Annotated in this window: 12 protein-coding genes; 4 read left to right on the forward strand and 8 right to left on the reverse strand. The window is 70.4% G+C overall.

Annotated features, from left to right (window positions below):
* Nucleotides 1-56 precede the first annotated feature (56 nt).
* On the reverse strand, nucleotides 57-2534 hold the full coding sequence (valS, locus tag AB0J46_RS09430) for a valine--tRNA ligase (RefSeq protein WP_364328660.1): 2478 nt from the start codon (nucleotides 2532-2534) through the stop codon (nucleotides 57-59).
* Between the two features lie 107 nt (nucleotides 2535-2641).
* On the opposite strand from valS, the gene AB0J46_RS09435 reads away from it, so the two are divergent.
* Nucleotides 2642-2926, forward strand: coding sequence for a DUF4235 domain-containing protein (locus tag AB0J46_RS09435; RefSeq protein ID WP_352324039.1), 285 nt, complete (start codon nucleotides 2642-2644; stop codon nucleotides 2924-2926).
* Here AB0J46_RS09435 and AB0J46_RS09440 read toward each other — a convergent pair.
* From AB0J46_RS09440 to AB0J46_RS09450, 3 genes are read right to left on the reverse strand one after another with little or no spacing between them, the layout of a single operon-like run.
* The gene (locus AB0J46_RS09440) at nucleotides 2859-4292 is read right to left on the reverse strand and encodes a trehalose-6-phosphate synthase (protein WP_364328663.1); all 1434 of its coding nucleotides are present in this window, start codon (nucleotides 4290-4292) and stop codon (nucleotides 2859-2861) included. The two genes, AB0J46_RS09435 and AB0J46_RS09440, sit on opposite strands and share 68 nt — an antisense overlap.
* A gap of 9 nt (nucleotides 4293-4301) precedes the next feature.
* A complete protein-coding gene (locus tag AB0J46_RS09445) occupies nucleotides 4302-5852 on the reverse strand; it encodes an FAD-dependent monooxygenase (RefSeq protein ID WP_364328666.1) in 1551 nt (516 codons plus the stop codon).
* A complete protein-coding gene (locus AB0J46_RS09450; RefSeq protein WP_364328669.1) occupies nucleotides 5849-6796 on the reverse strand; it encodes an MBL fold metallo-hydrolase in 948 nt (315 codons plus the stop codon). The genes AB0J46_RS09445 and AB0J46_RS09450 overlap by 4 nt, the downstream gene beginning before the upstream one ends.
* A 174-nt stretch (nucleotides 6797-6970) precedes the next feature.
* Here AB0J46_RS09450 and paaI point away from each other — a divergent pair, with 174 nt between their 5' ends.
* A complete protein-coding gene (paaI, locus tag AB0J46_RS09455) occupies nucleotides 6971-7339 on the forward strand; it encodes a hydroxyphenylacetyl-CoA thioesterase PaaI (protein WP_357965867.1) in 369 nt (122 codons plus the stop codon).
* Nucleotides 7336-8634 carry a phenylacetate--CoA ligase PaaK gene (gene paaK, locus AB0J46_RS09460; protein ID WP_364328672.1) on the forward strand — a complete coding sequence of 433 codons (1299 nt, stop codon included), beginning with the start codon at nucleotides 7336-7338 and terminating at the stop codon, nucleotides 8632-8634. The genes paaI and paaK overlap by 4 nt, the downstream gene beginning before the upstream one ends.
* Before the next feature lie 16 nt (nucleotides 8635-8650).
* Here the strand turns inward: paaK and AB0J46_RS09465 are convergent, their stop codons facing one another.
* The 4 genes from AB0J46_RS09465 to AB0J46_RS09480 form a co-directional block, all read right to left on the reverse strand.
* The gene (locus AB0J46_RS09465; protein WP_364328675.1) at nucleotides 8651-9463 is read right to left on the reverse strand and encodes a hypothetical protein; all 813 of its coding nucleotides are present in this window, start codon (nucleotides 9461-9463) and stop codon (nucleotides 8651-8653) included.
* A gap of 94 nt (nucleotides 9464-9557) precedes the next feature.
* A complete protein-coding gene (locus AB0J46_RS09470) occupies nucleotides 9558-9857 on the reverse strand; it encodes a DUF4193 domain-containing protein (RefSeq protein ID WP_352324238.1) in 300 nt (99 codons plus the stop codon).
* A 340-nt stretch (nucleotides 9858-10197) separates the two neighbouring features.
* Nucleotides 10198-11430 carry a HAMP domain-containing sensor histidine kinase gene (locus AB0J46_RS09475; protein WP_364328679.1) on the reverse strand — a complete coding sequence of 411 codons (1233 nt, stop codon included), beginning with the start codon at nucleotides 11428-11430 and terminating at the stop codon, nucleotides 10198-10200.
* Between the two features lie 74 nt (nucleotides 11431-11504).
* Nucleotides 11505-12158, reverse strand: coding sequence for a response regulator transcription factor (locus AB0J46_RS09480; RefSeq protein ID WP_364328682.1), 654 nt, complete (start codon nucleotides 12156-12158; stop codon nucleotides 11505-11507).
* A gap of 224 nt (nucleotides 12159-12382) precedes the next feature.
* On the opposite strand from AB0J46_RS09480, the gene AB0J46_RS09485 reads away from it, so the two are divergent.
* A complete protein-coding gene (locus tag AB0J46_RS09485) occupies nucleotides 12383-12547 on the forward strand; it encodes a hypothetical protein (RefSeq protein WP_352359142.1) in 165 nt (54 codons plus the stop codon).
* Nucleotides 12548-12596: the final 49 nt, after the last annotated feature.

Raw genomic sequence — 12596 nt, forward strand, 5'->3', positions numbered from 1 at the left:
TGCCGGACGGGCGGTGCGGGAGGCGCCCCTCACCGCCCGTGCCGGACGGCCGCGCCTCAGCCCAGGTGCACCTCGACGGTCAGCACGTCGCCGCCGTCGAGGACGAACTCCTCGACGACTCCGGCCGCGCACAGGTCGTCCTGGGCCTGCCGGACGAGATCGGCCTCGGGCCCCGAGACGGTCAGCCTGGACACCTCGGCCCGCATCGACAACTTGGCCTCCGACTTGGCCTTGCGCATCCGCCGCAGCACCTCCGAGGCCACGGTCAGCACCGCCGGGTCGCCCGTGCCGCGCTCGGGAGCCGGCCAGGCGGCGCGGTGGACCGAGCCCTCGCGCCACCAGGACCACACCTCCTCGGTCACGAACGGCAGCACCGGCGCGAACAGCCGCAGCAGCACGTCGAGCGCCTGACGCAGCGCCGCGTGCGCCGAGGCGGCGGCCGGCCCGGACTCGTACGCCCGCGCCTTGACCAGCTCCAGGTAGTCGTCGCAGAAGGACCAGAAGAACCGCTCGACGGCCTCCAGCGCGCGGGTGTGGTCGTGGGACTCGAACGCCTGCGTGGCCTCGCGGGCCATGTCGGACAGGGCGGCGAGCATCGACAGGTCGACCGGCTCGGTGACCTCGCCGTCGCTGCCGGCCAGCCCGAGCACGAACTTCGAGGCGTTGAGGATCTTGATCGCCAGCCGCCGCCCGATCTTGAGCTGGCCCACGTCGAACGTGGTGTCCACGCCGTAGCGGCCGTTGGCGGCCCAGTAGCGGACGGCGTCGGAGCCGTGCTGCTCCAGCAGGTCGAGCGGGGTGACCACGTTGCCCTTGGACTTGGACATCTTCTTGCGGTCGGGGTCGAGGATCCAGCCGGAGATCGCCACGTCGGTCCACGGCAGCGCGTCGAACTCCAGGTGGGAGCGGACCACCGTGGAGAACAGCCAGGTGCGGATGATCTCGTGCGCCTGCGGCCGCAGGTCGTAGGGGGACACGCGCCGGTAGAGGTCGTCGTCGCTCGCCCAGCGGCCGGCGATCTGCGGCGTCAGGGACGAGGTCGCCCAGGTGTCCATGACGTCGGGATCGGCCATGAACCCGCCGGGCACACCCCGCTGCTCCTCGCCGTAGCCGGGCGGCACGTCGGAGGACGGGTCGACCGGCAGCGACTCCTCGGCCGGCAGGATCGGCGCGTCGTGGACCGGGTTGCCGGCCTCGTCCAGCGGATACCACACCGGGAACGGCACGCCGAAGAAGCGCTGGCGGGAGATCAGCCAGTCGCTGGTCAGGCCCTCGACCCAGTTGTCGTAGCGCACCCGCATGTGCGGCGGGTGCCAGGCCAGCTCGCTGCCGCGCTCCAGCAGCCGGGCGCGCAGCGCCTGCTCGCGCCCGCCGTTGCGGATGTACCACTGGCGGGTGGTGACGATCTCCAGCGGCTTGTCGCCGCGCTCGTAGAACTTGACCGGGCGCTGCACCGGACGCGGGTCGCCGTCGAGGTCGCCGGACTCGCGCAGCAGCTCGACGATGCGCTCGCGCGCGCTGTGGACGGTCTTGCCGGCCAGCTCCTTGTACGGCTCCGGCTCCACGCCGTCGGGCGGCTCGGGCAGCAGCCGGCCGTCCCAGCCGATGACCGGCCGGGTGGGCAGGTGCAGCTCACGCCACCAGGTGACGTCGGTGATGTCGCCGAACGTGCAGATCATCGCGATGCCGGACCCCTTGTCGGGCTCGGCCAGGTGGTGGGCCAGGATCGGCACCTCGACGCCGAACAGCGGCGTAAGCGCGGACGTGCCGAACAGCGGCTTGTAACGCTCGTCGTCGGGGTGGGCGACCAGCGCGACGCAGGCCGGGATCAGCTCGGGCCGGGTCGTCTCGATCCAGATCGGCCCGCGCTCGCCGTAGAAGGAGATGCGGTGGAAGGCGCCGGGCCACTCGCGGTCCTCCAGCTCGGCCTGGGCCACCGCGGTGCGGTAGGTGACGTCCCACAGCGTGGGCGCCTCGGCGAGGTAGGCCTCGCCGCGGCCGAGGTTGCGCAGGAACGCCCGCTGGGAGACCGCCTGCGACTCGTCGCTGATCGTGGTGTAGAGCAGGTCCCAGTCGACCGACAGGCCGACCCGGCGCCAGACCTCCTCGAACGCCTTCTCGTCGATGGCGGTGAGCTGGTGACACAGCTCGACGAAGTTGCGCCGCGAAATCGAGATCTCACGTTTGCCCGGCTTGTCCGGTGGAACGAAGTCAGGATCGTACGGCAGCGACGGATCGCAGCGCACCCCGTAGACGTTCTGCACCCGCCGTTCGGTAGGCAGGCCGTTGTCGTCCCAGCCGATGGGGTAGAACACCGACTTGCCGATCATCCGCTGGTAGCGGGCCATGATGTCGCTGTGGGTGTAGGAGAAGACATGACCGACGTGGAGGGAGCCGGACACGGTCGGCGGCGGCGTGTCGATGGAGTAGACCTGCTCGCGCGGCTTGGACCGGTCGAAGCGGTAGGTGCCCTCCTCCTGCCAGCGAGCTACCCATACCTGCTCCAAGCCGTCGAGGGTCGGCTTTTCCGGCATGGATGCATGGCGTAGTCGCTGTTGAGTCATGCCTCCTTATGGTACGGCTTCGGGGGCCCGGCAAGCGTTAGAGACTAGTGTTCGTTACATAGGGGAAGGGAGTTGGCATGGCGGAGGACAAACCCGACATCGCCTGGCGCGTCATCGGTGGTCTGGTGGGCATGGCGACCGCCTGGGGGATGAGGAAGCTCCTCGGGTTCGTCTGGGTCAAGGCGACCGGCAAGGAGCCTCCCCTCGACGACGACTCGCCCGAGGTGAGCATGGGCGAGGCGATCGGTTACGCGATCCTCACCGGCGTCGGGATGTCCGTGGCGCAGATCGTGGTCAACCGGACCGCCAAGAAGCGCTACGACGCGTGGAAGTCTGTGAAGCAGGTGACTCAAGGGCACTGAGGAACTCGCTCGCCCAGCGGTCCACGTCGTAGGTGGCCACCCGGCGGCGCATCGTGCGCATCCGCCGGGCCAGCTCGTGCGGCGTGGCCCGCATGGCGGCGATCATCTGCCGCTTGACGTCCTCGATGTCGTACGGGTTCACCAGGTACGCCTGCCGCAGCTCGTCGGCCGCCCCGGTGAACTCGCTGAGCACCAGCGCGCCGTGCAGGTCGTGGTGGCAGGAGATGTACTCCTTGGCCACCAGGTTCATCCCGTCGCGCAGGGGCGTGACGACCATGACGTCGGCCGCCAGGTAGAGCGCGGCCAGCTCGTCGTGGCCGTAGGACTGGTGGAAGTACTGGATCGGCTGCACCCCGATCTGGGCGTGCTCGCCGTTGATCCGGCCCACCTGCAGCTCGATGTCGTCGCGCAGCTTGCGGTACTCGTCCACGCGCTCGCGGCTCGGGGTGGCGATCTGCACGAAGACCGCCTCGTTGGGGCGCAGGCTGCCGTCCTTGAGCAGCTCGCCGAACGCCTCCAGACGCTGGCCGATGCCCTTGGTGTAGTCGAGCCGGTCCACGCCGAGCAGCACGTGCTCGGGATCGCCCAGCTCGCCCCTGATCTCCTTGGCCCGCGCCACGACGTGCGGCTCGCGCACCAGCGAGTCGAGCTGCCCGAAGTCCACCGAGATCGGGAACGCCTGCGTGGTCACCACCCGGTCGTCCAGGAAGATCTCGTTCCCCTTGTACGGCAGCCCGAGCAGCCGCCGGCACAGCCTGCGGAAGTTCGAGGCGCCGCCGGGCAGCTGGAAGCCGACCAGGTCGGCGCCGAGCAGCCCCTCGACCAGCTCCTTGCGCCAGGGCAGCCGCCAGAACAGCTCGACGGGCGGGAAGGGGATGTGCAGGAAGAAGCCGATCCGCAGGTCGGGCCGGAGCCGCCGGAGCATCGCGGGCACGAGCTGGAGCTGGTAGTCCTGCACCCAGACGACGGCCCCCTCCTCGGCGGCCTCGGCGGCGGCCGCGGCGAACCGCTCGTTGACCGAACGGTAGGTCTCCCACATCTCCCGCTCGAACACCGGCGGCGCCACCACGTCGTGGTAGAGCGGCCACAGCGTGGCGTTGGAGAAACCCTCGTAGTAGAGCTCGACCTCGCGGGCCGACAGCGGGATGGGGATGAGGCTCATGCCGTCCTGCTCGAACGGTTCGAGCTTCTCGTCCGGCGCGCCGTGCCAACCGGCCCAGGCGCCGTGGCGGCGCTTCATCACGGGCGCTATGGCCGTCACGAGCCCCCCCGGGCTCCTGCGCCACGAGGCCGTTCCGTCTGGCTCGATCGTGCGATCGACCGGCAAGCGGTTCGCGACGATCAGAAACGAGCTACGGCCGGTCACGCAGTCCTCCTAGGGCTCAGGTCGAGGAGAGCCGCAGGCGCGGCTCACGGCGGCCGCGACCTCGTCCGGCCCCCCGCGGGGAATGATCGCGGCGATGTGGGCATCTGGCCTGATCACCCATGCTTCATCCGGCCGCGCACCGAGTCTTTCGGCGAGCGAGCCGGTCGCATCCATCTCCGTGAGCTCGCGGACGGCGAGCGGTGCCGTAATGACCTTGCCCAGGACCTGCACAAACAAACTCGAATCGCACATATCACCCAACAGAACGAGGAAACCGTCCCGGCAGAACTCGCGCAGTCTGCCCTTCGCCAGCGGCACGTCCGGCAGGATCACTCCGGGGGCCGGATCGCACGGCGCGCCCTTCGGCGGACGCCCCCCGAACGGCCGGCCCGGCTCGGGCGTGGTGAGCGGCGAGTCCACGTACCAGTAGGGCTCGGCGAAGCGCCCGGAGTCCACCTCGGCGACCAGGCCGGCCTCCAGCACCTCCCGCCGCCTGGCCCGGTCCCGGTCCGTCCGCGGCGCGAGGAAGCGCATGGTGGCGGCGGTCACCTCCAGGTTCTCCCGCGCCGCCGCGTGCCGCTCGGCGTGGTACGACTCCAGCAGCTCGGGCCCGGCCCAGCCGTTGAGCGCGAAGGCGAGCTTCCAGGCCGCGTTCTCGGCGTCGGGCACGCCGGAGTTGAGGCCCCGGGCCCCGAAGGGCGCCACCAGATGGGCGCAGTCGCCCGCCAGCAGCACCCGTCCGACGCGCATCCGCGAGGCGATCCGCGAGTGGAACCGGTACGTGCTGTGCCAGATCAGCTCGTACGGCCGATCCCCGATGATTTGCTGGATTTTCTGCGAAATATCGGTATTCGTTGGGATGAAGTCCGGCGCGATCTGCCAGTCGATCCGGTACGTCCCGTTGGGGCAGGGATGGATGAGGACCTGCCGGCCCGGGTTCCACACGGGGTCGAAGTAGAAGCGGCGCTCGTTCTCCCAGCCGGGCAGATCCGCCCGGATGTCGCAGATCAGGAACTGGTCGTCGAACGCCTCGCCGTCGAAGGAGACGCCGAGCGACCGGCGTACCTGCTGGGCCCGCGCGCCCGCGCAGACCAGCACGTAGGGGGCGCGCAGCAGCCGCTGCCCGCACCGGACCTCCACCCCCGCCGGGTCCTGGACCAGCCCGGTGACCTCGTGGCCCCAGCGCACCTCGATGAGCGGCTGGTCGGCGATGACCTCGTCGAGCAGCTGCTCGGTGCGGGCCTGGGAGATGTTCACGCACGGCGGCAGCGGGCCCTGGCCGTCGAAGGACCAGGAGAACAGCTCGCGGTCGCGGTAGTACGTGCGGGCGGTGGTCCAGGCCAGCCCCTCCTCCGCCACCCGGCCCGCGCCCGCCGCGGCCCAGATGTCGAGCACGTCGCGCTGCTGGCAGATCGACTTCGAGCCGCCGCCGTCGCGGGCCTGCCGCCGGTCCAGCACCAGCACCCGGATGCCCCATCGGGCCAGCAGCAACGCGGCGGTCTGGCCGACCGGGCCCGCGCCGACGACGATGACCTGCGGCACGGACTCCGCGGGCCTCATGACTGGAGCTCGTCCCACACTTCGCGGTCGCGCTCGGCGGTCCAGACGCGCGGCCGTTCGACGCCGTGGAGCTCGTCCCAGAGGCGGGAGACGTTGAAGGGCAGGCAGTGCTCGAAGATGGGCCAGCCGCCGTAGCGCGGCCGCAGGGCCCGGTGGGTGCGCTCGAACGCCTCCTTCAGCCCGCCCGCCGCGCCGACCTCGCGCAGCATCACGGTGAGGAAGTCGCGGCTCTGGGCGATGGCCGCCTCGACCTCGGCCTTGCCGTGGGCCACCGCTCCCCTGCCGCCGACCAGCGTCTCGGCCCCGAACGAGGCGACGCGGTCGAGCGTGCCGGAGGCCCATTCGCGGTGGAAGGCGTCGCCGGTGTAGAGCGCGGCCTGCGACTCGACCAGGTCGCCGGCGAACAGGATGCGCCGTTCGGGCAGCCAGGCCACCAGGTCGCCCTCGGTGTGGCCGCGTCCGCAGTGGGCCAGCACCAGGTCGCCCCTGCCGCCGCCGAGATCGATGGTGAAGGTGTCGCTGAAGGTGGCGGTGGGCCAGGTCAGGCCGGGGATCGAGCCGGGGTCCTTGAACAGGCGGGGCATCCGGGCGTACTCGCTGGCCCAGTCCTGCTCGCCGCGCTCGGCGATCAGCTCGCGGGTCTTGTCGTGCGCCACGACGACGTCCGCGCCGAACGCCGAGGCGCCCAGCACGCGGACCGCGTGGTAGTGCGAGAGCACGAGGTACCTGACCGGTTTGCCGGTGTGCTCGCGCAGCCTGGCCAGCCAGTCGCCGGCGGCCGTGGGCGTGGCCAGGGCCTCGAAGCAGACCAGGAAGTCCTCGCCCTCGATCGCGCCCACGTTGGGGTCGCCCTCGGCGGTGAGCGCGTAGACGCCTTCCGCCAGCACCTCAAGGGACTGCCGCTTCTCACCGAGATCCGCCGACGAGGCGAACGGCTTGATCATCGTCTCTCCTCACGCGCTGAGGCCGACCCGCTGACGAACCAGGACATACCCCACAGACGGCCCTTACAGCTGCGCTGCGCCGGCCCTCCCTTGACAGTGCTCGGCAGGACGGGGAAGTGTTTACCGAACATTCGGTCAGTAAGCAAGGGAGACCAGTTGGAGAGCGCGCGTCGCATGCTGGACGCCGACACCGCCTCCGCCGCCCTGGGCATCGAGCTGGTGGAGCTGGCCGAGGGGCGCGCGGTGTGCCGGATGGCCGTGACCGGCCAGATGATCAACGGACACGCCATCTGCCACGGCGGCTACGTCTTCCTCCTGGCCGACACCGCCTTCGCCTGCGCGTGCAACACCCGGGGCCCGGTGACCGTGGCGGCCGGGGCCGAGATCACCTTCGTCGCCCCCGCCCACGAGGGCGACGTGCTGGTGGCCGAGGCGGCCGAGCGCACCACCTACGGCCGCAGCGGCATCTACGACATCACCGTGCGCGGGGCCGGCGGCCGGGTGGTCGCGGAGTTCCGCGGGCGCAGCAGGGAGCTGAGATGAGGCCCTTCCCGCCGCCGTCCCCCGAGGAGCTCGACCCGGTCGAGCGCGTCTCCAGGGACGAGCTCATGGCCCTGCAGCTGCAGCGCCTGCGCTGGACGCTGTCCCACGCCTACGACAACGTGCCGCTCTACCGGCGCAAGTTCGACGAGCACGGCGTCCGTCCCGGCGACTGCCGGAGCCTGGACGACCTCGCGCTCTTCCCGTTCACCACCAAGGAGGACCTGCGCGAGTCGTACCCGTTCGGCATGTTCGCCGTGCCGCGCGAGCGGGTGGCGCGCGTCCACGCCTCCTCGGGCACGACGGGCAAGCCCACGGTCGTCGGGTACACCAAGGCCGACCTCGACGTCTGGGCGCAGGTGATGGCCCGGTCGATCCGGGCGTCCGGCGGGCGTCCCGGCGACGTGGTGCACGTGGCGTACGGCTACGGGCTGTTCACCGGCGGCCTCGGCGCCCATTACGGGGCCGAGCGGCTGGGCTGCACGGTGGTGCCGGTCTCCGGCGGCATGACGGCCCGGCAGGTCCAGCTCATCACCGACCTGCGGCCCAGGGTCATCATGGTCACGCCGTCGTACCTGCTGGCGCTGCTCGACGAGTTCGCCGCCCAGGGCCTCGACCCGCGCGAGAGCTCGCTGGAGATCGGCATCTTCGGCGCCGAGCCCTGGACCGAGCGCATGCGCGCCGAGATCGAGGAGCGCTTCGACCTGCACGCCGTCGACATCTACGGGCTGTCGGAGGTCATGGGCCCCGGCGTGGCCAACGAGTGCGTCGAGACCAAGGACGGCCTGCACGTCTGGGAGGACCACTTCTACCCCGAGACCGTCGACCCGTTCACCGGCGAGCCCGCCCCCGACGGCGGCGAGCTGGTGTTCACCAGCCTCACCAAGGAGGCCATGCCGGTCATCCGCTACCGCACCCGCGACCTGACCCGGTTGCTGCCCGGCACGGCCAGGCCCGCCTTCCGCCGCATGGAGAAGGTCACCGGCCGCACCGACGACATGATCATCCTGCGCGGCGTGAACGTGTTCCCGACCCAGATCGAGGAGCTCGTGCTGCGCGTACCCGGCCTGTCGCCGCACTTCCAGCTGCACCTGACCCGGCCGGACCGGCTCGACGTGCTCACCGTCAGGGTCGAGGCGCGGCCGGGCGCGACCGGCCGCGAGGAGGCCGGGCGCGCGCTGCGGCACGCGGTCAAGGCGGGCGTCGGCGTGAGCGTCGAGGTCGAGGTGGTGGACCCCGAGACGCTGGAGCGGTCGGTGGGCAAGCTCAAGCGCGTGGTGGACAGCCGGGACGTCTGACCTCGCGGGCGCCGGGCTACGGCGTCAGCTCGTCACGGGGGTCGGACGCCGGCAACGACGGGCCCTTGAGGCGCAGGTCGGCGCGGATGGTCTTGCCGAGCTTGCCGGTCGCGCCGCGGTTGAGCGCGCCGCCGGCGACGGCTCCGGTGAGGAAGGGGCCGAACGTGGTCAGATGGCGCCCGAGCGTGCGCATGAGACGGTTGCGAAGAGCGGCCTTGGACGCGGCGCCGAGCGCGAGCGAGACGGACGCGGGGGCGAGGGGGTCGATCCCGCGCTGCTTGGCCCAGGCGGAGGCGAAGGCGAAGGCGCGCTGCGTGCCGTTGCCCTGGACACGGACGCCGTAGACCTCGTGCAGCTCGGCCAGGAGCTTGACCTCGATCGCGGCGACGACGATGGTCTCCGCGACGAGCTGCGCGGGCGCGGAGAGCAGGAGGGGTGGTGCGGCGAACTGGGCCGCCGCCAGTGCTCCGCCGATGGCGCCGACCGTCATCGTGGCCTTCTGGGCGGTGCGCACCAGGTCGTCGGCGAGCTCCTCGCCGGTGAGGCCGTGATGATGCTCGGACAGCGTCGAAAGGTCGCGGATGGGGATGCGGGGCGCGATGTTGAGGAAGACGTCGGCCAGCCAGCGGCCGCGGCCTGCGCCGCTCTCGCGGGCCTTCTTCGCCCCTGCGGCCAGGGACCTGGCTAGTCGGCCGAGCAGCCTGCGCCGCTCGGCCGGCTCCAGCTCACCGGGCTCGGTGAGCCGCACAACGAGCTCGCCGACCTCCTTGTCGGGGTCGGCGATCCCGTCGTCCGCCTGTTGCTTGTTGTCCTTCTCGGGCTCGGCCACGCGATGCCTCCGTCCTCTTGGTCGCGACCGCTCAGGGTAGGCGGGCTCGGTCGTGCCTTGGGTCCCTCACCCTGAGCTCCTTCGCTCCAGCGGGTCAGGCGGCGCACTCCCGGCAGATCTGCTGGCCGTTCTTCTCGGAGGCCAGCTGGCTGCGGTGGTGCACCAGGAAGCAGCGCGAGCAGGTGAACTCGTCGGCCTGACGGGGAATGACCCGCAGGGAGAGCTCTTCGTTCGACAGATCCGCGCCGGGCAGCTCCAGCGACTCGGCGAGGTCGGTCTCGTCGATGTCGATGCTGCCGGACGACTTGTCGGTACGCCGTGCCTGGAGTTCTTGGAGGCTGTCCTCCCCCAGGTCGTCGTCTGTCTTTCGCGGGCTGTCGTAGTCGGTAGCCATTGTGCTTACTCCATCCCCCTCATCTATATGTCTTCGCGCTCATCGCGCGTCTTCTAACGTCCGGGAGGCCCATCTTGTGCCCGTTCCGTCGGGGAGATTTTCCATCGGTACCCCGCGCGAACGGACAACGAACCTCCCAACACGACAGGGCCTGCTGCCGACGGCAATGGTTAGCCAAATATGGCGAAACCCACAGCCTTGGCGTCATGCGCCACCGTGTTCGACGGCACATCCAACCACATGTACGGCGAGAACGAGACGCCCCCACTACATCAACACGCGGACGAACACGCCTGAACGTCACCCGTCGGCGCCCCATGGCCCACTCAAGGACGCTCGGTCAACGCGTCGGAAGCCGAATCGTCACCACAAGTCCTCCGCCGTCACGCGGCACCGCGGTCACGTTTCCACCGTGTGCCTGCACCACCGCACGGACGATGGACAGCCCCAGACCCGATCCCTTGGCCGATTCCACGCGGTCGGCGTGGAGCCTCCTGAACGGCTCGAACAGGCTGTTCACCTCGTACGCCGGGACGTGCTGCCCCGTGTTGGCCACCTGAACAACCAGCCCCCCGTCTGCCATTCCCGTCCGGATCCAGACTTTTCCGTTTTCGGGAAGGTTGTACTTCACGGCGTTCTCCAGCAGGTTGCTGACCGACCGCTCCAGAAGCACCGGGTCGCCCACGGTAGGCGCGCTGACCAGTTCGGCCACAACGGTCACGCCGTGTTCGGCGGCGAAGGGCGCGAGCTGTTCCACGGCCGTCTGCGCGACTTCCTGAACGTCGAGCGGTTTGCGCACCGCGAGTTCTCGTTCGCTCCTGGCGAGCAACAGCAGTCCCTCGATGAGCTTCTCGTTACGCGCGTTGACTTCCAGGAGCGTGCGGCCGAGCGCTTTGAGGTCCTCGGACGCCTCCGGATCCGACAACGCGATCTCCAGGACGGTCCGGTTAATCGTCAACGGCGTGCGCAATTCGTGGGAGGCGTTGGCCACGAATCTGCGCTGGGTGTCGAAGGCGACGTTGAGCCGGGTGAGCATGGCGTCGAAGGTGTCGGCCAGCTCCTTCAGCTCGTCGTTGGGGCCGCGCAGGGCGATGCGCTGGTGGGCGAGCGTGCTCTCCGACAGCTTGCGGGCCGCGCTGGTCATCTGGGTGACCGGCCGCAGCGCCCGGTCGGCCACGAAGTAGCCGATGATGAGCGCGAGGATGCCGACCCCGGCCAGCGCCATGAAGGAGCTGGTGAACAGCGCGTCGCGCGCGCTGCTGACGGCCCGCCCCTTGGCCAGGGTCCACCGGTTCTGCATGATGGCGGCGTCGAGCGGGTCGAGGTCGTCGGTGATCAGGTCGGGCCAGGCGTTCTCGATCGACCTGCCGACGATCGAGTAGACGACGAACAGCAGCACCGCCGCGGCGGCGAACACCAGAGCGCTGTAGGTGAGCGTGAGCCGCCACCGGATGCTCACCTTGGCCGGCAGCCCCCTGACCCGTTCCAGGGTGCTGCGGGCGGGCGTCTCCGAGCCGGGCGGGGGCGGGCCGTCCCAGGCCGGCGGGCCGGTCGGGGGTGGCGCCTCCTGCACGCGCGTCGCCTTCCTTGCCGAATGGGGGCTGATCATCGGATGCGTCGGCCCCGCCCCGCGCTCTGGCCGTTCGCTCACAACTTGTACCCAACCCCGGGCACGGTCTCGATCACCTGAGGCTCGCCCAGCTTCTTCCGCAGCGTCATCATGGTCACCCGGACGACGTTCGTGAACGGGTCGATGTTCTCGTCCCACGCCTTGTCCAGCAGGTCCTCCTGGCTGACCACCGCGCCCTCGGCGCGCATCAGCTCCTCCAGGACCGCGAACTCCTTCTTGGTGAGCACGATCTCCCTGCCGTCGCGCTCGACCAGCCGCTTGCCCGGGTCGAGGCGGATCCCGGCCCGCTCCAGCACGGGCGGCAGCGCGGGCGCCGAACGCCGGCCGAGCGCACGCACCCGGGCCACCAGCTCGATGAACACGAACGGCTTGGCCAGGTAGTCGTCGGCCCCGAGGCCGAGCCCCTCCACCTTGTCGTCCACGTCGCCGGAGGCGGTCAGCATGAGGATCCGCGAGGCCGAGCGCTGCTCGACCAGCCGGCGGCACACCTCGTCGCCGTGCACGACCGGCAGGTCGCGGTCGAGCACGATCACGTCGTAGTCGATGTAGGAGGTGCGCTCAAGGGCGCCGCCGCCGTCGTAGGCGACGTCGACGGCCATGGCCTCACGCCGCAGCCCGGTCGCGATCGCGTCGGCGAGCACCCGCTCATCCTCGACAACCAGCACTCGCACGCCTGGTACACCCTCTTTCCGGTTCCGGTGTCTCATTCTGCCTACAGGCTCGATAAGCGCACGGTAAGGCATGTCCAGGGGTGTGCCGGGCAGGGGCCGCACAAATTCATGTTTCAGAGGGCGATAACCCGGGGTATGCCGTCGGGACACCCATTGCCCGGACATCCACTGGCAATGGGGTCCCTTCGCCCCGCACGGATCGAACCCCTGAGAGAGTAGGTGAGATGGGCGAGTTCACCACCACGATCGAACGCCGCCTCGACCAGGCTTACAAGGGCCTCTCCGAGGCCCGCAGCACCGGCGACGACTACCTCGCCGACACCCTCACCGCCGAGATCGAGGACCTGCGCCGCCTGGCCGACGATCACGGCGTCCCGCTGCCGCGCTAGACATACGCGTGCGACGGCCGGGGCCCGCCGGGCCCCGGCCGTCCTGTCA

The organism is Nonomuraea sp. NPDC049758 (assembly GCF_040674635.1).
Lineage (GTDB): Bacteria > Actinomycetota > Actinomycetes > Streptosporangiales > Streptosporangiaceae > Nonomuraea.